This window comes from Aeromonas sp. SG16 (assembly GCF_024436135.1).
GTDB lineage: Bacteria > Pseudomonadota > Gammaproteobacteria > Enterobacterales > Aeromonadaceae > Aeromonas > Aeromonas jandaei.
The window spans coordinates 171569-193388 of record NZ_JANFNW010000003.1 but is presented as its reverse complement, the minus strand read 5'-3'; the positions used below and the strand labels follow the sequence as shown (position 1 = coordinate 193388).

Sequence of the window (21820 nt, the reverse complement as noted above, 5' to 3'; positions counted from 1 at the left end):
GTTCCCCTCCCCCGGCCACTGCGCACAATAAATCGGCAAACAGACCACCAGCTGGCGGGAATAACCATCAACGCCTTGCCATACCAGCATTTTTGCGTACAATCGCTCTTAACAACTTGGGGCTGATTCTGGATTCGACAAGATTCACGAAACCCAAGGTGCATGCCGAGGTGCGGTAGGCCTCGTTAATAAACCGCAAAAAAATAGTCGCAAACGACGAAAACTACGCACTCGCAGCTTAATAACCTGCGCTGAGCCCTTCTACCCTAGCTTGCCTGTGTCCTAGGGAATCGGAAGGTCATCCTTCACAGGATCGTGTGGAAGTCCTGCTCGGGGCGGAAGCATTAAAACCAATCGAGCTAGTCAATTCGTGGCGTGTCTCTCCGCAGCGGGTTGGCGAATGTAAAGAGTGACTAAGCATGTAGTGCCAAGGATGTAGTAATTTTGGACGGGGGTTCAAATCCCCCCAGCTCCACCAAACGTTTGGAAAGGGCCGCCTCGCAAGAGGTGGCCCTTTTTATTTCTCCGTTTTCGGCCTTCATCATCAACGGCCAGATCTACCGGGGTGCCCTGTTTGGCAGCGGCCAGATCGGCCACACCATCATCAACCCGGATGGCAGCGCCTGTGCCTGCGGCCGTTACTGCTGCCTGGAGACGGTCGCCTCCCTCTCGGCCATCAAGAAGCGGGCCCGGGTCTTTCTCAAGCAGCAGGGGGCGGATCCCGCTGCGCTGGCGGAGGGGCGTGTCGGCACAGCCCAGCTGCTGGCACGCTATCAGCAGGGAGAACCCATGATCCGGGCCATGGTGGATGAGGGCGCCCGCGCCATTGGCCTGAGCCTCTACAACTTTCTCAATATCCTCAATATCAACCGCATCTGGCTCTATGGCCGCAGCTGCGGTTTTGGCGAGGAGTGGCTGCAGACCATCATTCACCAGACCGGAGCCAACCCGTTCGACTGCAGCGATGCCGTCAACGCCACCCACATCCGTTTTGGCCAGCTCAGCCGCGCCCAGCAAGTGATGGGGATTGGCTATCTCTACGTTGAGCGCGAGCTGGGGGCGAGTCAGCCCGCCGCCCGATAGCGCCCCCCAACAAGTTGAATGCAGGAAAAAAGGAGTAGCCAGCACTGCCTGTTCGGCTGCTCCCGACGTCGCTTGTCGCCCCACAAACCGAAACAAAAGTTGCACGCTTTATGATGTACTTCACCATTCCACCACGGATAAGCACCATCAAAAATACAGTTTAAAGCTGCTTGAAGAGCCATAAACATCAATGCAACACCATGTTTTAACTAGATATAGGTAGCCAGCACTGGGTTATCGCTCCACAGAGTGCGCCACCAGTGAAATCGTTTTCTTTTTAGGCAAAGAACCTGAGTTAAATCAAATAAAGTTGCATACCGTCTTTGGTATGGTGAGAAGATACCAAGCGATCCTCTTTGTCGCTTCCCCTGCTGGCTCCGCCAGATGCAGCATTTTCTGCGCCTTGAAAGCGAGTTATGACGCCATGATCACCATCACCCTCGATGGGGCTCAGTTGACGGTTGACCCGACCAGAACCCTGCTCCAGATAGCAAAACAGCACCAGATCGATATCCCCTCCCTGTGCGGTGACAACACCAGCGCTCCCAAGACGCCGTGCGATCTCTGCGTGGTAGAGATTGCCGGGCTCGGCATCCGGCGCGCCTGCGAGACGCGCCCCAAGGCAGGGATGATGGTCACGACCCAAAGCGATGCCCTGCGCGCCCACCGCCAGCAGGCGCTCGGCCGCATCCTCTCGGATCACTACGCCGATTGCGAAGCCCCCTGCCAACGCGCCTGTCCGGCCGGGGTGGACATTCAATCCTATCTGCACCACATCGCCATGGGGGAGCACGAGGCGGCGATGGCCGTCATCAAGCAGACCCTGCCGATGCCCCTCTCCATTGGCCGGGTCTGCCCCGCTTTTTGTGAAGCGGAGTGCCGCCGTGCGCTGGTGGATGAGCCGCTGGCCATTCGTCAGCTCAAGCGCCACGCCGCCGATCTCGATCTGGCCGAGGTCGCCCCCTATCAACCGGCAAAGAAGCCTGCCAAAGGCAAGCGGGTGGCCATTATCGGCAGCGGCCCGGGCGGTCTCACCTGCGGTTATTATCTGGGTTACGAGGGGTTCGAGGTCGACCTGTTCGAGGCGATGCCCGAAGCGGGTGGCTGGCTGCGCTACGGTATCCCCGAATACCGGCTGCCCAAGGCGATCCTCGATCAGGAGATCGACCTGATGTGCCAAAGCGGCATGCGGATCCACACCAAGCAGCGACTGGGCCACCAGCTCACCCTCTCGGCGCTGTGCCGCGACTATGATGCGGTCTGTCTGGCGGTTGGCGCTTCCAAGGCAGTGCCGATGGATTACCCGGGCAGCACCCTGGCAGGTTGTTATCTCGGGGTCGATTACCTCAAGGATCGGATGCTGGCCAAGCGGCTCACCATCGGCAAGAAAGTCGCGGTGATCGGTGGTGGCAACACGGCCATCGATTGCGCCCGCACGGCGGTACGCCTCGGCGCCGAAACCACCCTTATCTATCGCCGCACCCGTGCCGAGATGCCCGCCGAAGCCTACGAAATCGATGAGGCGGAGCATGAAGGGGTGCGCTTCATGATGCTGACCAATCCGGTGGAGAACCTGCCGGACAGCCGTGGTCGCGTCTGTCAGGTGCGCCTCGAGAAGATGGCCCTCGGCGAGCCGGACGCCTCCGGTCGCCGCCGCCCGGAGCCTACTGGCGAGTACCTCATTGAAGAGTTCGATACCGTGATTGCGGCGGTGTCGCAGCAGCCGGATCTCAGCTTTATGGAAGGGGAACCCCTCACCCTCCCCTTCACCCGCTGGCAGACGCTGGAGTCCCACCCCGACACCATGCACAGCGGCCACGGCAACCTGTTCGCCATCGGCGATCTGCGCCGCGGGCCCGCCACCGCCATCGAAGCGGTTGCCGATGGCCGCAAGGCCGCTCTGGCCATCGATCAGTTCCTCCATGGTGACATGATCGATCCGGTTCGCCCCTTCAACGCCTGCAAGGCTCCCACACTCAAACAGGTTGATCCCGCCCAGTTTGCTCACCTGAAAAAAGTCGCCCGCACCATCATGCCCCATCTGGCAGAGCAGGATCGCGAGGGCAGCTTTGCCGAGGTAGAGCGCGGGCTGAGTGATGCCGATGCCCGCAACGAAGCCAGCCGCTGCCTCGAGTGTGGCTGTCAGGCCAACACCGATTGTGCGCTGCGCGACTACGCCACCGAATACAAGGTCGACCAGCGCGCTCTCGACACCAGCCAGTGCCAGAAGTTTGCAGTGGATAACAGCAGCGAATTTATTGTCTTTGATGCCAACCGCTGCATCGGCTGTGGCCAGTGCGTGCAGACCTGTGGTGAGCAAGCGGTGCAGGGGGTGCTGAGCTTTCCCAAGAACAGCGATGGCACCTTATCGAACCGGCCGCAGTTCGACACGGGACTCTCGATGGGCGACTCCCACTGCGTGCAGTGCGGCGCCTGTGTACAGGTCTGCCCCACCGGCGCCCTGGTGGATGCCCGCGACAAGTCACAGGGGCGCACAGAACTGCTCACGCCGGTCAATACCATCTGCACCTACTGCGGGGTCGGCTGCGGCGTCACCCTCTACGTCGATGAGGCGCGCAACCGCATCCGCTATGTGGAGGGGAATCGTAACTCGCCGGTCAATCAGGGGCTGCTCTGCGTCAAGGGGCGCTTCGGTTTTGACTTTATCCAAAGCGAGGAGCGCCTCACCACCCCGCTCATCCGCAAAGATGGCGAGCTGGTGCCCGCTAGCTGGCAGGAGGCCATTGAGTTGGTTGCAGAACGCTTCACCGCCCTGCGCCAGCGCTATGGCAGCGATGCGCTGGCGGGTTTCTCATCGGCCAAAACCACCAACGAAGAGAACTACCTGTTCCAGAAGTTCATGCGCCGGGAGCTGGGCACCAACAACGTGGATCACTGCGCGCGGCTCTGCCACGCCTCCACCGTTACCGGGCTGGAGGCGTCACTCGGCAGCGGCGCCATGACCAACGACATCCCGAGCATCGCTCACTCGGATCTCATCTTCATCATCGGCTCCGACACATCGGCGGCCCACCCCATCATCGGCTCCCATATCAAGCAGGCCGTCACCACAGGCAAGGCGCGGCTGGTGGTGGCCGATCCGAAACGGATCGAGATGGCCGACCATGCCAGCCTCTATCTGGCCCATCGCCCCGGCACCGACGTTATGCTGCTCAACGGGTTGATGCAGCAGATCATCCAACACGGCTGGCACGACAAGGCCTATATCGCCGCACGGGTGGAAGGGTTCGAAGCGCTGCAAGCGGAGGTGCTCTCCCCCGCCTATGCACCGGACAAGGTTGCCCTCGTCACCGGCGTGCCGGCCGAGCAGGTGATCGAACTCGCGCGCCTTATCGGCACCGCCGAGCGCACCGCCGTCTACTACTCCATGGGGATCACTCAGCACACCACCGGCCACGACAATGTGCGCGCCATCGCCAACCTGCAACTGCTGTGCGGCAACATCGGCATCGAAGGGGGCGGCATCAACCCGCTGCGGGGCCAGTCCAACGTGCAGGGAGCCTGTGACATGGGGGCGCTGCCCAACTGCCTTCCCGGCTATCAGAAGGTGGCCAACCCCGAGGTTCATGCCCGCTTCGCAACCGACTGGCAGCAGCCTGACTTGCCGCGCACGCCCGGCCTAACCCTCACCGAAACCATAGATGCCGCCTGTGCGGGCAGCATCAAGGGGCTCTATGTGATGGGTGAAAACCCGGTGTTGAGCGATCCGGACCAGCATCACGTCATTGAGGGGCTCAAGCAGCTAGAGTTTCTGGTGGTGCAGGATATCTTCCTCTCCGAAACTGCCCAGCTGGCCGATGTGGTGCTCCCCTCCTGCTCCTTTGCCGAGAAGAGCGGCCACTTCACCAACACCGAGCGGCGGGTACAGCGCATCTCCCCTGCCCTCAAGGCGCCGGGTGACGCGCGGGAGGATTGGTGGATCATCCAGCAGATTGCCAATGCAATGGGCGGTGATTGGCGCTATCAGAATGCGCAGGTGATCACCGCCGAGATCTGCCGGGTCACCCCGCAATACGCCGGCATCCAGTGGGACAAGGTGGGAGCGCAAGGGCTACAGTGGCCTTGCAACGATGCGGCGCCCGAAGGCACTCGCCTGCTCCACGGCAAGCAGTTCACCCGTGGCAAGGGGGAGATGGTCGCCACCCCGTTCCGCTATGCCGCCGAGCTGCCCGACGAGACCTATCCCATCGTGCTCACCACCGGTCGCCTGCTGGAGCAGTTCCACACCGGCACCATGACCCGCAAGACCAAGGGGCTCGACAAGCTGGCAGGCCCGCGGGTGATGATGAGCGTGGCGGACGCCCAGCGGTTGGGGATCAGCAACAGTGAGCGGGTGAAGGTCACCAGCCGCCGCGGCCATATCGAGCTGCCCGCCTTCGTCACCAAGCGGATGCAACCGGGCGTGGTCTTTATCCCGTTCCACTTTGCCGAAGCCCCTGCCAACCGGCTCACCATCAATGCCACCGATCCCCACGCCAAGATCCCCGAGTTCAAGGTGGCGGCGGTGCGCATCGACAAGCTGGAATCCCCGTCGCAAGCTGGAGATCTATCCATGCAGAAGGAGCCAGCCAAGCCAGACATCGAGGTTGCCTGAGGGGAATAGCAAAACCTGAGTAGCCGCCTGCCGGGAGAGTTGGCCCGCAGGCCTTCCTCCTTGGTGTTGCAATAGCAAAAGAGGGCAATGAGAAGGGGCCACCAACCAAAAAGCACAAAGGGTTAGCTTCACTGAGCTAACCCTTTGTTTTAGATGGTGCCGATAAGGGGAATCGAACTCCTGACCTTCGCATTACGAAAGCAAACTGCAATTCATATAAATCAATAACTTTTTCCATTTAATAGGGTTTGTGCCACAATCCTGCCACACTCAGCAGCAAGTTATGGTATTTGGCTATGGCAACGTTCCGTAAGCGCGGCCCCTATCAATGGGAAGCCCAGGTACGCCGCAAGGGGTATCCGGCTCAGAGTAAAACCTTCAACACAAAGGCGGAGGCGGAGGCCTGGTCTAAAGTCATTGAATCTGAGATGACCCGAGGGATTTGGGTCAGCAGAGCCGAAGCTGAAGCAACCTCGCTTTATGAGGCTCTATGCCGCTATGAAACTGAGGTTGTTCCGCATAAAAAGGGAGCCGTGCAAGAGCTCTCACTGATCCGCATCTACAAGGTATTACCTTTGGCATCACGCGCATTGGCATCCATTCGTGGAGCGGATGTTGCAAAGCTAAGGGACGAGTGGCTGAAAGATTATCAACCCGCAACAGTCCTCCGGCGGCTTGCCCTGCTCTCTCACATCTTCAACATGGCCCGTAAAGAATGGGGAATGGAAAGTCTCTCCAATCCACTGGAGCTAATTCGTAAGCCCCAAGCTGATAACGCACGTACAAGGCGTATAGCAGCTTCTGCAACTCCTGCACATTGTCCCCAGAGCCAGGATGAAGAAAGCGCACGTAGAGCATCAGAAGGTGAAATAGAGCGGATCATCGCTGCCAGTGGCTCAAGGGTCTTACCATCGTTGGTCATACTGGCATTGGAAACGGCCATGCGGCGGAGTGAACTGGTTAGCTTGCGCTGGGAGCACATCGATCTGGAACGCAGAGTTGCACACCTGCCATCGACCAAAAATGGCAGTGCGCGCGATGTGCCGCTATCAACTCGCGCGGTTGTTACTCTGCAATCTGTAGGAGTCGCTGCTACAGGTCGGGTTTTTGATATCCGAGCTGATGCGGTAACACGAGCCTTTGAGCGGTCAGTCCTGCGAGCTAGACAAACCTACGAGCTAGAGTGCCAAAGTCAAAATTTGATACCAGTAACCAATTTTCTCAGTGACCTGCGTTTCCACGATCTACGTCATGAAGCAACTTCCCGTCTGGCCGAGATCTTTCCTATGCATGAGTTAACGAAAGTAACAGGACATAAAGATCCTCGCATGCTAATGCGCTACTACCATCCAAGAGCTGAAGACTTGGCCAGAAAATTAGTGTAGACCTCACATTTTCATCGGGCTCGCTTGTAGCCATTTTCACCGCTTGATAGAGTAACTGACTATTTTGATGGTCAGTGAGTATAATATGAGCGAGACGGCTTCAATTGCGGACATGGCAGATAAGATATCAAAAGATATCTTTCGATGGTTTAAATGGGAACGCCTAGATCTGATGGATCAAAACTTTAGTTGCCGTAAACCAGATAAACATGCGCCTAAGAAAGAAAATCATACGCATCCAGTCGATGTTTTATTTCATTATGTTGATCCATACATAAACAAAAGGATTCTACTGAATACAGACTTAAAGAGTTATGCTAAAAAATCTATAACTACTGATCAAGTCAGAAAGTCGCTACAGTCATTAGCTAAAACTATAGAGTGTGCCAGAATCAGTAGCGAATGGCGTGAACGCTATGTCATAAATGAAGGCCATTATGAGATAAGAGGTTTACTTTTTATTTATAATCATGATGGGGAATACCATAAGGATTTTTATAATGTTTTCAAAAAAGACCCTGATGACAAGAATAAAAAGCCGGTTCGAATAGAAAGTATTAATGTTGCTAAAGGACAACAATTACATATTATAGAACCACAAACTATACACTATCTGACAACTATAATTTCAGATATGCACAAGCTGCATCAGGAAAGAACGTTTCCAGAACAGAATTATTATTTTCATTACCCTGACCTGCATCTCCATAAAGCTAATGGTAATCGCGCTGATAGGCCTGCGACTATAGAAATGCTGTGCTCCCCTTATATAATAGTTGAGCATGATGAAGTGAAAAAGTTTAATGAGACTACTGGTTCTATAGAGGAATGTTATCCAAAGGGATTTGTAATATATTACAATAAGCCAGGCAACAATGTTAATGAGTTCATTTATCTTTTTGATACTTTATCCAAGTGTCAGATTTTAGATGGTGATGTATCTATTAGGGTTCGTGTTGCCAATTCGAACTACAACCGCGATATACATAGTGTATTTAAAAAAGCCATTACCTCTTACTCTCAAGGTTGGGGTTTCGATACTTACAAACAAGAACGGCTTGAAAAAATAAAACTAGAAGTTATTGAAACATCGAAGTCCGTATTTAGTCCTGTAGAAATTGGATGGAGAAACATATGAGTCGAGGCAGTCTTTATAGCGCTAGCGACAAAGCCGTTTTTGATGGGCTGAATCAAAGTAGCGTTACCAGTTCAGATATGAAGGAATTATTTCTCTCCAGAGGAATTATTGTTGCGAAAGAAACCCCTAGAGAGTCTCTGGCGAAATATTTCTCCAGGTTAACGCATGACTTTGATGATTATCAATTGCTATCTAGACTATTGGGCACTACTCAACGGCGTGAAAAAACCACAGCCACGAAAATCAAGGAAAATATTTCTCTTTCTGCTTTAGAGGATGCTGCGTTAAAACTTTGCGAAGATATAAACTGTGTCGATATTAATGCTGTAGTAGAAAAAGAAAACAACAAAATTGAAGTGAAAATAAAATATCAATCTACAAATTTCAACAGAAGTGAATTTAAACAGGTTGTCGATAAAGAGGCTATCATTGAAATTGAGGAAAATGATGGCGGATATATAATCAGGCATCCATTGAACTCTGATGTGGAAGGTTGGAAAGATACGATAATATTAAACTTGGAAGAAGCTTTAGAGAAAGAAGTCAGTACAAATGATATATCTCTAGAGCATATTAATGATGCTAACATCAGGTCACAGTTTTTTGTTTTGCTCATCAATAACATGCCAGGGTTTAAATATTACGATGTAACAGATGTATACGTCTATCACCCTAAACAAAATGCAAACAGTGATGATTCCGATGACAGCACTGACGAAGAAATTCAGGAAAATATTAATTTTGGTGTTCATATTCACAAAGCCTCACTAAAAGGCCAAGGCGTATTACAGTCAGCGGAGCTAAAAGAGTTATCACAGCGAGGCTTTTATATATCAAAGATTGTATGGCAAGCAAAGCGAGAGGGGCAAATAGACTCTGATCTATATGTCTTCGAAGCGCAGTTCTCAGACCCTGAACGATGTGTCTATTTTTCATACCTTCCCAAGGGATATCATCGTTATAAGTCAGATGGTGTATTTAATAAATCTAGAACTGCATGCACACTTCATGAAGAAAGAGAGATTAATAAAGTTATCGAAAAAGCAGCTCAAGACACTATTACCTTCATAGGTTCAGATAATATCAAGGGGGAGGAGAATGAAGAGCAAGTGGCTTAAAATTACCATTCCTGTCGATATATTCTCATTATCTGAGAAGTTACACTCTTGCGCTTATAAAATAGGCATGGATTCTGGTTTTGAACTTCTATCATATGATGACTCCCAACTATCAGCTAAATACTTTGAGAGACACATTGAAAAAGAAGTTATTGAAGATCCATTTGGTGAAGTTAGTGAGGTAGAAATGATCAGATACCAAACTATCGACTTCTCAATATTCTCTTTTGAAAAAGAGAATGCTGTATTAATGATTGAAAATCCCCCCCGCAGTGTTAAGGGTCTGATCAACGCCTTATCTCAGTCTATTGGATTTGGATTTTTTATAGAGGTTTTAAACCTTAATATACATACCTTCATTTCATTCTTGAAGAAAACTTTTGGAGGATCATCAGTCAAAGTTTTATCGTTACGAGCCAACAATATCAGATTGACCGAAAAAACAACAGGTGCAATAGATGTGGTATCTATTGGTGATGCCTTGTCTGACGTCACTAATTTCTTCAATAAAAATGAAGTAAAGGTGGTAAAAGCCAAGATGAGCATATTTACCGGAGACAGTAGGAGTATGTTATCCATATCTGATACCGGGCATTTGATTTTTTCGGAGGAATTATTTGAAACTATTAAAAGTTACATGAGCAATGTATTGACTCCAAATGGTTAGAGCAAAAACGGCAACCTAGATTCAGGCTCTAGGTTGCCATATATATCAGTCATTTTTCCTCTGTTTCTCTTTCAATATCCTTTGACGCATATTTTTACTAGCCTGAAGCATATCGCTTCTTAACGCTTTCAATTCCTCCGTTGTGAGTAATTTTACTCTCATAGAAATTTCATTTTTCAAAACCATATCACATATTACCTAAATGGATTTCTACTAAAAATAACAACGATAACAAGCAATCTTGAGATAATAAGCAAGTTGAGCACCGTTGGTGCGAATAAGCAATAGTGAAGAAGCTACTCCGGCTTGCCGGTTAGCTAACTTCACACATCCTGCCCGCAATTCAGCCTTGTAATCATGAAGGAAAGCATGCATCAGCAACAAGGGAAATCATACAAATCATCTGCGGATAGGATAACCAAAGAGAAAACCTATGCTTTTCAATAGGTTTACCCACCTCTTCCACTCACTTTCCATCCCACTTCCATACACTTTACAGATTGGAGCTGAGTGATCAGGATGGAACGCCAAGGGAAAAGATTCCTCAAGCCTGGCTCCCTCACCGGCACCTAGCCCCATCAGCTGCCACCAAATCAACTATGCCGCACCACATCGGGGCATCCAAGATTCTGACAGCTGGAGAGCAGCTCACATGAAAGAGCTACTGCAGGCTCATTTGCTCAAGCAGATGATTGTCAAGTGAGACTTTAATCCATACGATATTGCGTAAACCTTAATGCTTGAGGCACAGATGAATCAGCGTACCGAATTGCGACTACGACACCGCAAAGGAGTTCAAGCTAAGAAAGCTGAACTAGCTACTGTCAATGAACAGAAATGGGTGCAAGCACAAACTGTATTGGCATTTCTTCCGCTTATTACTGCAGTTGTATACCTATTTGGCATGGCTTGGCATATGGGATATGTTAACGTTTTCCACGTTGATAGCAGCGAGTTCCCACTCTCAACAGAACAAACATTATTAACAGGAACCTTCGCTCTTGTAGCCAATCTGGCACCACTGCTAGGCTACCCTATAGCTGCTTTTGTTGGATTACTTGTAATAGTCATTGTGGTAGCGCTTACGTTTAAGCTGATGAAACGCGCTAGAGATAAAACTGTATCTTGGGTAACTCAACCATTCAAAAATAAGGACATGGATAAAAAAATAAAAAATATTTTTAAATACTCAGCTCACCCTGATGAAGTTAAATGGGTTGCCACAATTATAGAAAAAGCAATGAACTGGTACATTCTATATTTCTATATTTTATTTACTTCATGCATTATTGGTATACTTGCCTACCATTGTTACGAAAATGGTCGTCGTACCGCCGAATCTCAGAAAGATGATATGAATGCAGGCAATTTCACCTCTGCCAATGATCTCAAGTATGCAGCACATCCCGAGGGTATATCTTCGCTGAGGATCGTCTGTAATGCGACTCAATGCACATTCTGGAATGAGACGGATGGCACCATCTATCTTCGTTATGATCAAATTGATAGCGTGACGATCCCCACTCAATCCGAAAATATACAGCCTGCTACAGATAAAAAGACCAGATGAACAGCTTAGACAACTAGGTCTATTAGCGAGGTGAGTAATCTCAGTTGTGGCCCTTGCAACCTGCCCAAAGGGCTGCAAGGGCCTGTGTCTAGTGGATTATCTTATGGATAATCTTGGATCACTTTTCCAAAAATACCTTAACCACATGTTTTGAAAAGATTTTAAGACCAATCCCTGGGAATGAAAGTGCACCAGTTGGGAACGTTAGTGCACCAGTTCGGGAATGATAGTGCACTGAAATTACTCCAAAGATCTGTTCCGTGGCCTGCGGATCTCCCACATGTCTTTTCGATATTCAGTTACCAACCAACCTATCGTAAACAGCTCACCCACGGCTCTACGGGCAATCTGCTGGCGCTTTCTCACCGCATCAGCAATCGCAGGATCCGGCCAGATGTAATTGCACAGAGTATCCAAGGACGCACGTCCTGATTTGCCAGGATCGATCCACCCGCATAGGCGTTGATGGATCAATCGAGCAGGATCGCTCTTGAGGCTACGCACTTCATTCATATCGATGCGAGCATGTGGCCGCCCACCGAGAACGGCTTCTGCAATCTGTGGGTTCAAGCAGATGTATAGCGCGTTATCATCCTCATCAAAGAGATGGCTCATCAGGTGGAAAGATGCACAGCGAGAGTCGCCTTGAATGACAACGGTGACATTGGACATCCTGATCAGGCTAGCCTTTAGGGTTTTAAGGTTTCTGCCGCTTTTGCATAGACCAATCTCTTCGAGTAGCTGAGTGATACGAGACTGCACCACCAAGCAACGGCAGTCCGCACTATCAAACTCAGATGCCAAGGCCAAACGAAGTCGCTTAGGAATAGCTGCTGATGGCGCAGAGGTCAGAATAACGCCCTTGGGGCCGGATAATGCAACCAGCCCTTGTAGCAGCCGCATATCATCAGCCCCTAACGGCTCAAAACCAATAAAACGAGCGCTTTGGTTCTGTCCATAGCTATACGTCACATCCAGCTTTAGCTTCTTTCTCTCCCCTCGCTTTAAACTGCGGAAAAGACCAGGAGCAAGGCAGTGCATCGGATCATGGCGCGCATGGGTAAGCTCAATAGCCATGAGCAAACCTCCTTCGCTCTCGCGCCTGGGGAGGTTCCATGAGTTGTACCGGATGTAATACGCCCCCTTCCTGGCGTTCAAACCATTGATCTTTGATCGCAGTGCCATAGTTCTGCTTGGATACCCCAAAGCGCACAAACGCACTGCGCCGAGAGCTTCCGATGGGTGTACTACCGCGTTGAATCTCGGTTAGCTGGTTTGCTTCTTCTTCCCCCATCCGCACGATGTAACCACACCATCGTATATTATCAATCAACGCTGATGCACCTCTGGCTGCCTGCTGCTGATCAAGACTGCCATCCCTCGCGCTCCCCTTGCTGGCGTGATGTAAATAGAGCACCGCAGCCCCCGTATTTGCGGCCAGCGACTCAAGTCGGGTAATCAGCTGGGACATGTCTCCGTTACTATTTTCGTCCATCTGATGCATACGGCTGAGGGTGTCGAGAACAACAAGGCGATATCCATCTACCTTCTGCAGCAGAGCCTGAAAACAGTCCGGATTCATCAGATCTAAACTCACCCCCATCATCGGTTCCAATGCGAGGTTTGTGGCAATAGAGGCCCTCGCTTTGGGCGATAGATGTTTGCCAAGCGCATGGACGCGATGACTAAGCACTGCAGCCGGATCTTCACCAGCCATATAGATCACTCGGCCTGAACGGGTCGGGCGTAGTTGCAACAGATCGCCATCAGACTCTTTGCAAGCCACGGCCATTGCGGCCTGCAATGCCCAAAAGCTTTTACCTGTTGCACCTGGTGCGATCAGAGCTCCCACAGTACCGGCCAAAAATCCAGACCATATGAAGTCAAGAGCAGGCGGCTCCTGTTCAAACGCAGCTAGTAGGTCAAGAGCCATGGCTTACCTCTTAGCGTTTGAATTCTGTGACTTTTGTCGTGCTAGCTGCTCGGCTTTGGTTGGCCGGCCACGCCGAGGCATATCTGCCGATTTAACCGCTCGATCATCCAAACCTTGGCTAATGACATGTTCAGCAAGCCAAAGCTCAACATCTTCAGCACGCCAGAGCAAACGCTTGGTTCCTGGTAAACGGCAGATAGGGGGAAGTGAACAAGGGTTGCGAGTCGCGTCACTACGGATGCTAGCAACGGATTTATGCAGACAGAGAGCCAATTGCTCAACAGTCAAAAGCACCACGCTGGAGGTGGTAATAGAGGTTTGTTTCATGGTCATAACCCATCAAGGCGGCAAGGGTCATCGAATAGCTGTGCCGGTTAGCTAATCGGTAATTGACCTGAGCGGCACCATGCCCGGCCTTGAGGGTATAAATAATTAGTGCCTATCGTCCGATGTTACGTGACGAAATGGAGTCTACCAGCAGTGTTTTGCTATGTCATGCACTGGCAAGCGTCATTCGCCGCTATCAGGCCAGTGTGGCATGCCACAATTTTGCCACATTGGATAAGCTAAATGCTGCATTCCAACGCTCAGTAACGCATCAAACTGCAACACCCAAACCACTGTTTTGTTTGATAAAATTTGGTGCCGGTAACAGGAGTCGAACCTGCGACCTTCGCATTACGAATGCGCTGCTCTACCAACTGAGCTATACCGGCTTGTTGCCACTCAGATTCATGAAAAATGGCTGGCGTGTCAATCGAGCCAACTCGATTTTATGAGTTGGCTCATGGTGTTAGCGCCCAATCTACAGATCCGTAAACTCGGGGATATGGGCGCGGCCGCGACTCTCGAGGAAATCGAGCAGGGCCCGGGGGGAGCGCACCAGGATCCGCTCCAGCGGGAAGCCCGCCTCGGTCACCAGCCGGTGGCAATGGTCAAAATCGCCGAGACTGAAAGCGACATGGGAATCGGAGCCGAAAGTAAGGTAAGCACCCAGATCTCGCGCGGCTTCAACGATGGCACGGCAGTTGCCTTCGCTACCCGGGCGTGAGTGAATGAAGGAGGAGTTGTTGAGCTCCAGCGCCACCCGATAGTCCGCCGCCGCCTTGACCACCGCCTGAATGTCGATGGGAAATGAGGGGTTGCCCGGGTGGCTGATCATATCGACCCGGCCGCTCTTGATGGCGTTGATCATCGCCTGGGTATGGGTTGCCTGATCGCAGGGAGGGAATACCTGCTCATGAAAACCCGCCATGATCATGTCGAGACGCGACTCATAGCGCTCGGGAAAATCGATCTCCCCGTCGAGGTTTTTGATGTTGGCCTCGATACCCCGCAAGATCCCCACCCCGTCCACCACTCTTGGCAATATTGGCAAGTTGGCAAAATGCCAGACATGAGGGGCATCGGCCATCTCGGGGCCGTGATCTGTGGTGGCAAACAGCTTGATCCCCTTGGCTCTGGCGATGGGCAGATAGTCGTGGATGGTGCTGTAGGCGTGGGTACTGGCAATGGTGTGAGTGTGGGTATCGACCGGGTACTTCATCTTCTCTCCCCTCATATTTTGAAGGGGCAGCATAACAAAGTAGGGGGAATTGGGCCACGCCGGCACTTGCCACACTTTGTCACAAAAAACCGAGGAACTGACATAGTCTGAGCCGGACTGACTGGCATACTGGCTCCCGTCGATACATGCCTGAACTCGCATCGACAGTTTGTCATCAGGATGATGCAAACTCACTTTCCCCACCGTCGCTCCCCGCGGCGGTTTTTTTTGCCTGTTTGTCACCCTCAGCCACCGTCAACCGGGCAAAAAAATGCCCAACTAGCAAGAAGCAGGTTGGGCGAGACTTAATGTTTAATTGCAGTGGCATAGATATAGAGTCTCGCGCTGTGGAGTTAGTTCCGACCTTTTTGCGCTTTTTCACAAAAAACATTCTGCTAACACCCGTTCACAATCTCTTGACACCTCGCGTTATGAAACGTACTTTTTAAACATTCGTTTAAGTGAGGTGTCCAGTGAGTAAAATCGATACCAAAAACCGTATTCTCGACGCCGCTGAAGTGCTGTTTGCCGAGCGGGGATTCGCCGATACCTCTTTGCGTCTGATCACCAGCGAGGCCGATGTCAATCTGGCTTCCGTGAACTATCACTTCGGCTCCAAGAAGGAGCTGATCCAGGCGGTGCTCGACCGCTATTTGAGTCTGTTCATGCCCGATCTGGATGCCCGCCTGCGGGTGCTGATGGAGCAGGAGCAGCTGACCCTGCTGCAACTCTTTGAAAGCTTTGTCGAACCGCTGATGAAACTCTCGGCTGTGCGGGCCAACGGCCCGGCCATCTTCATGCAGCTGCTGGGGCGCGGCTATATCGACAGTCAGGGTCACCTGCGCCGCTTTATCACCGCCCACTACGGCCCCATTTTGCAGCGGATCACCCAGGCTATCTCCAAGGCCAACCCGGCCCTCTCGCCAGCGGATCTCTTCTGGCGCCTGCACTTCACCCTGGGCACCGTCGTATTCACCATGGCCTCCGCCGATGCGCTGCGCGACATCGCTCTGGCCGATTTTGGCCAGCAACTCGATGTCGAGGGGCTGGTGCGCAACGTCATTCCTTATCTGGCGTCCGGAGTCGGGGCACCAGTGGAGTCGACCAGGCTCTCCCTGGCCGTGTAACAACCAACAATAAATCAACGGAAACAGTGAAATAGAAGGAACTTCGGTATGATCACATTGCTTATCCTGCTGGTGCTGGCGATTGCCGTTGTGCTCGGCGTCCCCTCACTGCGCAAACAGTGGGTAACCCGTCCTGTGTTCGGCATCTTCAAGAAGATATTGCCGCCCTTGTCGGCCACCGAGCGGGAGGCCATGGAAGCCGGCTCCGTCTGGTGGGATGGCGAGTTGTTTCGCGGCAATCCCGACTGGAAAAAACTGCACGGCTACGGCAAGGCCGAGCTGACCGCAGAGGAGCAGGCCTTTATCGACAATCAGGTCGAAACCCTGCTCGCCATGGTTGATGACTTCAAGATCGTCAACGAAACCAAAGACCTGCCAGAACCGGTCTGGGACTATCTGAAGAAGGAAGGCTTCTTCTCCCTGATCATCCCGAAATCCTACGGCGGCCGCGAATTCTCGGCGATCGCCAACTCCACCATCGTCACCCGCATTGCCACCAAGAGCCTGAGCGTGGCGGTTACCGTCATGGTGCCGAACTCCCTCGGCCCGGGCGAGCTGCTGATGCACTACGGCACCCAGGCCCAGAAAGATTTCTGGCTGCCGGGGCTGGCCAGTGGCAAAGAGGTGCCCTGCTTCGCCCTGACCGGGCCGGAAGCGGGCTCCGATGCAGGCGCCATTCCTGACAAGGGGATTGTCTGCAAGGGGATGCACAAGGGTGAAGAGGTGCTGGGTATTCGCCTCAACTGGAACAAGCGCTACATCACCCTGGCGCCGCGCGCCACCGTGCTGGGGCTGGCGTTCAAACTCTATGACCCGGAAAAACTGCTGGGTGACAAGGAAGAGCTGGGCATCACCTGCGCGCTTATCCCCACCAGCCACCCCGGCGTGCGCGTCGGCGATCGCCACTACCCCATGGGACTGGCGTTCCTGAACGGCCCGACTTTCGGCAAAGATGTGTTCATCCCGCTCGACTGGATCATCGGCGGCCCGGATTACGCCGGTCGCGGCTGGCGCATGCTGGTGGAGTGCCTCTCCGCCGGCCGCGGCATCTCGCTGCCTGCTCTTGGCACCGCTTGCGGTCACATGGCGAGCCGCACCGTGGGCGCCTACTCCTATGTGCGCAAGCAGTTCGGCATGTCCATCGGCAAGTTTGAAGGTGTGCAAGAAGCGCTGGCCCGCATCGGTGGCCTCACCTATCAGCTGGAAGGGGCCCGTCGCATGACCGCCGGTTCGCTGGACTTGGGTCAGGCGCCGGCCATCGTCACCGCGATTTCCAAGTACCACATGACCGAGATGGCGCGCCAGATCATGGATGATTCCATGGACATCCACGCCGGTCGTGCCATCCAGCTGGGCCCGAAAAACTATACTGGCTACGCCTACATGGGGATTCCGGTCGCCATCACGGTGGAAGGGGCCAACATCCTGACCCGCAACCTGATGATCTTCGGGCAAGGTGCCACCCGCTGCCACCCGTACGTGTTTGCCGAGCTGGAAGCGGCGGCTGACACCGACGTGGAGCGCGGTCTCGAGAAGTTTGACGCCCTGCTGATGAAGCACATCGCCTTCGGCGCCGGCAACTTCTTCGGTTCCCTGTTCCAGGGGCTGACCCTTGGCCAGTTCAACAGCGCGCCAGTGGCCGGTGAAACAGCCCGTTACTACAAGCAGCTCTCCCGCATGAGTAAAGGGCTGGCCCTGTGCGCCGACGTCTCCATGCTGATGCTGGGTGGCGATCTCAAGCGCAAGGAGATGATCTCCGCCCGTCTGGGTGACGTGCTGAGCCACCTCTATCTGGCCTCCGCAACCCTCAAGCACTACGAGGATCAGGGCCGTATGGTCTCCGATCTGCCGTTCGTGCAGTACGCGGTGGAACGCAACCTCTACCTGATTGGCAAGGCGTTCGAGGGCTTCTTCCAGAACTTCCCGAACAAGGTGGTGGGTGCCGTGCTCAAGCGCGTGGTGTTCCCGTTCGGCGTCGGTTACAAGATGCCGGCCGACGATCGTTGCCACGCCATCTGTCTGGCCATGATGAAGCCGGGCGAGTTCCGCGACCGTCTGACGGCGCTGTGCTACGTCGGCAAGGACGAGGCGGATCCGGTCGGCCTGATGGAGCGTGCCTTCCAGGCCATGGTCGCCGTGCACCCCTACGAGAAGAAACTGGTGCAGGCCCAGAAAGAGGGCAAACTGCCCCGCAAACTGGCGCTGCCGGAGCTGGTTGCCGCCGCACTGGCCGGTTCCATCCTGAGCAAGGACGAAGCGGACAAACTGCTGGCCGCCGATGCCCTGCGCTACGAAGCGATTCAGGTAGACAACTTCGCCCCGGGCGAGCTGGAGGGAATGGCGCAGGCCAGCCCCATCCATCACGCCGCCTGACAAGCGATAATCAAAAAGGCCCCTTTCGGGGCCTTTTTTTATGGCAATCGCCACGCACTGACCGTTCGCACATCCTGCGTACAGCCAAGCAGGCCGGAGTTTGCTATCTTGCGGCCATCATTTGCGTTTAGAGCAAGCACAACCCATGAGCATTATTTTGGGCATAGACCCGGGATCGCGGATCACCGGCTACGGGGTTATCCGGGTCGTCGGCGGCAAGGCCGAATATCTGGGATCGGGCTGTATCCGCACCGACTGCGGTGAACTGCCCGAGCGCCTCAAGCAGGTCTATGACGGGGTATGCGAGATCATCACCCAGTTCAAGCCCACCGAATTTGCCATCGAACGGGTCTTTATGGCCCGCAACGCCGACTCGGCCCTGAAACTGGGGCAGGCCCGGGGCAGCGCCATCGTCGCGGCGGTCAACGCTTTTTTACCGGTGAGCGAATACTCCGCCACCCAGATCAAGCAGGCGGTGGTGGGGACCGGCGGCGCCAGCAAGGAGCAGGTGCAGCATATGGTGACCCATCTGCTAAAACTCTCCGCCACCCCGCAGGCGGATGCGGCGGATGCCCTCGGTGTGGCGCTCTGCCACCTGCACACCCGCCAGAGCCTGATCAAGATGGCAGGGCGCGCCAGCAGCTCGGTACGCGGCCGCTATCGCTGAACCTTGTTCACCCGCCCCGATCACCTCGGGATCGCCAAATAAAAAACCGCCCCGGATATCCGGGGCGGTTTTGTTTGGCCCATCCGCAAGCCGGGGCGTTGCTAAAGACGAAATAGCTCGGCTTGGCACTCTGCGTTTGGCTAGACGAACAGGCTACCCGAGCGTACCGGAATACTCTCCTCCTGAGCTTGCAATAAAGGCAGCAGTTCGTGGTAACCGGCATGCAGCTTGTCGCAGGCAGCTTGGCATACTTCTGGATCCGCATGCTCATCCAGTGTGCACCACAACAGCAAATGCCCTCGACCATCCACCGTCAGTCTGGCCGGTTGCAAGGTAGAGAGTGGGCTGTTGACCTGCAACAACAGCAACATGACGCCGGAAAGCATTCTGGTGGGAAGCGGGGCGAGCGGCAGTGCCAGCACATATTGTCCGTCGATCTTCTCGAACCATAGCTCTGGCGCATCCTCAAACCTGATCACCCGGCTCTCGCCCGCGGCGGGTAGAGCCAATCCCAGTGAACCCAACCAATCAATCAGCATATTTACTCCTTCATCATCCAGGAGCGAGCCTGAGTCACTGTGGTAGAGGAGAGAGGCTTGCTCCACGGTTTATTGCGGGCCCCATAGTTATCAGCCAACTCCCGCAGGGCATCATTGACCTCGGCCGACGTGGTCGCGCCGACGAGTGCGTGCTCGGTTTTACGCAAGAGCGCCACATTGCTGTCCGGCTGACCGGGACGGAACAGGGAGGGGTAGATCACCTCATGAATGATGTTGTTCGCGACCGTGGCCACCTGACGACGGCTGGCCTCTTCCTTGCCCAGGTCCAGCGCGGCGAAACGCCCTGCCGGGCTCGGTGTATCGAGCAATCTGGCCAGCGCCGGGTTGTCTGCCTGATTGAGCTGCGCGGCAAGCCACTGCTGCCGGGCCGGCGAGTCTGCGAGTGTACCAAGCTGATCCAGAGCCTGCGCCAGCGAGCCAGAGAGATCGAGTCGCACCGAGGGATCCTGCGCCAGCACAGATGCAACCAGCACAGAGAGTTGCTCCTGAACTTCCTGACGAAAAAGGGCCGTTGCCTGGACATCCGGGGTGCGCTCTTCGGCCACCGCGGCAAAGTCCCGATCCGGGAGCGCCAGCAGCGCCGACTCCAGATCCTGGAACTGATAATCCTTGCGGCTGCTCTCCCGTCCTTCCAGATGCTGCCCGACCACATCGGCCAACCTCTCCTGCAGATGCTGCTTGTCCGCATCGCTCATGGTGAAATTGAGGGTGCCACTTAACGTGCCGCTGAAATCACCGCGCTCTGATTTGAGCGGTACTGTCACCACTTGATCGGTCAACCCGTCAAGCCCTCTGGTTTGCAACGCAGAGCGTGCGCCAACGGGAGCCCCAACTACCCAGTCTGCAATCGCCCCCTTGCGAGTACCGCGATCGGCCGGTTTCCCGCCCTCTTCTTCAAACTTGAGGATCAGGTTCTCGTGCTCGGCGATGGTGGCCCCCCTGGCCTCGGGATGGATAAGCTCGGGCACCGGGACGTTGAGCATGACGCCACCATCTTGCAATGACAGCTTTTCCCCCTGCGCCAGGAAAGGTTGATGCTGCTCCTCCGGGCGACTGAACACCACCGGGAATGAGCCCGATATGTGTGCGGCGCGGGCAATCTCCATGTCTGGCGTCAGGCGGGCGTTAAACAGGATCATCTGGGGGCGACCATCAAACATGCCGGTCCCCGTGATGTTCAACTCCTTGATGGCCGGGATGTGGCGACCAAGCAGAGCCAGATCGCCGAAGGTCACACCGCCCCCCTGTTCGAGGCGCTGACGAATGGCTGCGACGTCGGGTCTGCTGGCCAGCTCGGGGTGGGCCTTCAATTGCGCCAGAACCGAACTGCGTGACTCCTGCTTGAGTATCCTTTCGAGCGGGACGGCATCCGACTGCAGACGTGGAAAGATGTTGCTCAACAGCTGTACGAAGCTGCCAAGTTTACCCAGCTTGAGTTTTTCGAGCACGCTGGCGATCGCTTTGCCTGCTTCGCCACTCATGTGCTGGGCCAGGCTGATCTTTTTAACCGGCGAATCAAGCAGGCTGATGAAGTCCATCTCGTCAGAGAGCGCCTTGAACTCGCTCGCGTTCATGCCGGCAGCAAGCAGTGCGGCGGTAATGGCGCCGGCCGAGGAGCCAGAGAGTGTGCGGATCCCCTCCAGCTTCCCCTGCGCCTCCAGTGCCTGGATGGCACCCGGATAGGCAGCCCCTTTGGCGCCGCCACCACTGAGCACCAGGCTGGTGATGGGCGGCCGGGCCAGAGTAACGGATGCCGAGCCATCCTGCTGGCGAGTGATGGTCACCTGACGCGGGCCGCAGCCCTCACAGATCACATCGCTCTTGGCAGAAGCCGCCAACGGGGCATGACTCACACTCTCCAGCCGGGGGCCGGATACGCCACCCAGAGTCGCGACAAGGCTGGGGGCACTCTCCTGCGGTCGGCCAGGTTGCGGCTCTACAGCAGGCGTGTGGGTCGATGGTGAAAGACTGGGGGCTTGCTGAATCTGCATGGCGCTTCTCCTGTTACGATGGAATTGTCCCCATTCTAGGGATGCAA

General features: G+C 54.3%; 15 protein-coding genes, 1 tRNA gene and 1 other RNA gene. 11 read left to right on the top strand and 6 right to left on the bottom strand.

What is annotated here, in order from left to right; translation table 11 throughout:
• The first annotated feature begins 118 nt into the window (after positions 1 to 118).
• From ssrA to NOM67_RS10920, 8 genes are all read left to right on the top strand, one after another.
• Positions 119 to 478: a transfer-messenger RNA gene (ssrA, locus tag NOM67_RS10955) on the top strand.
• A 29-nt stretch (positions 479 to 507) separates the two neighbouring features.
• On the top strand, positions 508 to 1083 hold the full coding sequence (locus tag NOM67_RS10950) for an ROK family protein (RefSeq protein WP_255936981.1): 576 nt from the start codon (positions 508 to 510) through the stop codon (positions 1081 to 1083).
• 424 nt (positions 1084 to 1507) lie between these two features.
• Positions 1508 to 5698, top strand: a complete 4191-nt coding sequence (gene fdhF / locus NOM67_RS10945) for a formate dehydrogenase subunit alpha (RefSeq protein ID WP_255936979.1) — start codon at positions 1508 to 1510, stop codon at positions 5696 to 5698.
• Positions 5699 to 5994: 296 nt separating this feature from the next.
• The gene (locus NOM67_RS10940) at positions 5995 to 7083 is read left to right on the top strand and encodes a tyrosine-type recombinase/integrase (RefSeq protein ID WP_255936977.1); all 1089 of its coding nucleotides are present in this window, start codon (positions 5995 to 5997) and stop codon (positions 7081 to 7083) included.
• A gap of 85 nt (positions 7084 to 7168) precedes the next feature.
• Entirely contained in the window at positions 7169 to 8221 is a 1053-nt protein-coding gene (locus NOM67_RS10935; protein WP_255936975.1) for a hypothetical protein, read from the top strand.
• Positions 8218 to 9339, top strand: a complete 1122-nt coding sequence (locus NOM67_RS10930) for a hypothetical protein (RefSeq protein WP_255936972.1) — start codon at positions 8218 to 8220, stop codon at positions 9337 to 9339. Before NOM67_RS10935 ends, NOM67_RS10930 begins: the two co-directional genes overlap by 4 nt.
• Positions 9320 to 10006, top strand: coding sequence for a hypothetical protein (locus NOM67_RS10925; RefSeq protein ID WP_139737366.1), 687 nt, complete (start codon positions 9320 to 9322; stop codon positions 10004 to 10006). The genes NOM67_RS10930 and NOM67_RS10925 overlap by 20 nt, the downstream gene beginning before the upstream one ends.
• Positions 10007 to 10757: 751 nt before the next feature.
• Entirely contained in the window at positions 10758 to 11576 is an 819-nt protein-coding gene (locus NOM67_RS10920; protein ID WP_255936969.1) for a hypothetical protein, read from the top strand.
• Positions 11577 to 11816: 240 nt separating this feature from the next.
• Here the strand turns inward: NOM67_RS10920 and repC are convergent, their stop codons facing one another.
• From repC to NOM67_RS10900, 4 genes are all read right to left on the bottom strand, one after another.
• On the bottom strand, positions 11817 to 12653 hold the full coding sequence (repC, locus tag NOM67_RS10915; protein WP_255936966.1) for a replication protein C, IncQ-type: 837 nt from the start codon (positions 12651 to 12653) through the stop codon (positions 11817 to 11819).
• Positions 12643 to 13509 carry a helicase RepA family protein gene (locus NOM67_RS10910; RefSeq protein WP_139737372.1) on the bottom strand — a complete coding sequence of 289 codons (867 nt, stop codon included), beginning with the start codon at positions 13507 to 13509 and terminating at the stop codon, positions 12643 to 12645. Before NOM67_RS10910 ends, repC begins: the two co-directional genes overlap by 11 nt.
• Before the next feature lie 640 nt (positions 13510 to 14149).
• Positions 14150 to 14225 (bottom strand) — tRNA-Thr (locus NOM67_RS10905).
• An 89-nt stretch (positions 14226 to 14314) separates the two neighbouring features.
• Positions 14315 to 15055 (bottom strand): phosphatase, encoded by a 741-nt coding sequence (locus NOM67_RS10900; protein WP_255936959.1) that lies wholly within the window; start codon positions 15053 to 15055, stop codon positions 14315 to 14317.
• A 473-nt stretch (positions 15056 to 15528) separates the two neighbouring features.
• Here NOM67_RS10900 and NOM67_RS10895 point away from each other — a divergent pair, with 473 nt between their 5' ends.
• The 3 genes from NOM67_RS10895 to ruvC all read left to right on the top strand — a co-directional run bounded on the left by NOM67_RS10895 (position 15529) and on the right by ruvC (position 19222).
• Positions 15529 to 16182 carry a TetR/AcrR family transcriptional regulator gene (locus NOM67_RS10895; protein ID WP_005334507.1) on the top strand — a complete coding sequence of 218 codons (654 nt, stop codon included), beginning with the start codon at positions 15529 to 15531 and terminating at the stop codon, positions 16180 to 16182.
• 48 nt (positions 16183 to 16230) lie between these two features.
• Entirely contained in the window at positions 16231 to 18555 is a 2325-nt protein-coding gene (locus tag NOM67_RS10890; RefSeq protein ID WP_255936937.1) for an acyl-CoA dehydrogenase, read from the top strand.
• 145 nt (positions 18556 to 18700) lie between these two features.
• Positions 18701 to 19222: a crossover junction endodeoxyribonuclease RuvC gene (gene ruvC, locus NOM67_RS10885; RefSeq protein WP_041208829.1), complete on the top strand. Its 522-nt coding sequence runs from the start codon at positions 18701 to 18703 to the stop codon at positions 19220 to 19222.
• 140 nt (positions 19223 to 19362) lie between these two features.
• On the opposite strand, the gene NOM67_RS10880 is transcribed toward ruvC, so the two are convergent.
• Complete coding sequence (locus NOM67_RS10880) at positions 19363 to 19761, bottom strand: hypothetical protein (RefSeq protein ID WP_033113152.1); 399 nt, start codon at positions 19759 to 19761, stop codon at positions 19363 to 19365.
• Positions 19762 to 19763: 2 nt separating this feature from the next.
• Positions 19764 to 21773, bottom strand: coding sequence for a patatin-like phospholipase family protein (locus NOM67_RS10875; RefSeq protein ID WP_255936932.1), 2010 nt, complete (start codon positions 21771 to 21773; stop codon positions 19764 to 19766).
• Positions 21774 to 21820: the final 47 nt, after the last annotated feature.

Coding starts and splice junctions, on each gene's coding strand:
- NOM67_RS10875 (WP_255936932.1), bottom strand. CDS start 21,773: ATGCAGATTCAGCAAGCCCCCAGTCTTTCACCATCGACCCACACGCCT.
- NOM67_RS10925 (WP_139737366.1), top strand. CDS start 9,320: ATGAAGAGCAAGTGGCTTAAAATTACCATTCCTGTCGATATATTCTCA.
- NOM67_RS10920 (WP_255936969.1), top strand. CDS start 10,758: ATGAATCAGCGTACCGAATTGCGACTACGACACCGCAAAGGAGTTCAA.
- repC (WP_255936966.1), bottom strand. CDS start 12,653: ATGGCTATTGAGCTTACCCATGCGCGCCATGATCCGATGCACTGCCTT.
- NOM67_RS10880 (WP_033113152.1), bottom strand. CDS start 19,761: ATGCTGATTGATTGGTTGGGTTCACTGGGATTGGCTCTACCCGCCGCG.
- NOM67_RS10935 (WP_255936975.1), top strand. CDS start 7,169: ATGAGCGAGACGGCTTCAATTGCGGACATGGCAGATAAGATATCAAAA.
- NOM67_RS10930 (WP_255936972.1), top strand. CDS start 8,218: ATGAGTCGAGGCAGTCTTTATAGCGCTAGCGACAAAGCCGTTTTTGAT.
- NOM67_RS10940 (WP_255936977.1), top strand. CDS start 5,995: ATGGCAACGTTCCGTAAGCGCGGCCCCTATCAATGGGAAGCCCAGGTA.
- ruvC (WP_041208829.1), top strand. CDS start 18,701: ATGAGCATTATTTTGGGCATAGACCCGGGATCGCGGATCACCGGCTAC.
- NOM67_RS10890 (WP_255936937.1), top strand. CDS start 16,231: ATGATCACATTGCTTATCCTGCTGGTGCTGGCGATTGCCGTTGTGCTC.
- NOM67_RS10900 (WP_255936959.1), bottom strand. CDS start 15,055: ATGAAGTACCCGGTCGATACCCACACTCACACCATTGCCAGTACCCAC.
- NOM67_RS10910 (WP_139737372.1), bottom strand. CDS start 13,509: ATGGCTCTTGACCTACTAGCTGCGTTTGAACAGGAGCCGCCTGCTCTT.
- fdhF (WP_255936979.1), top strand. CDS start 1,508: ATGATCACCATCACCCTCGATGGGGCTCAGTTGACGGTTGACCCGACC.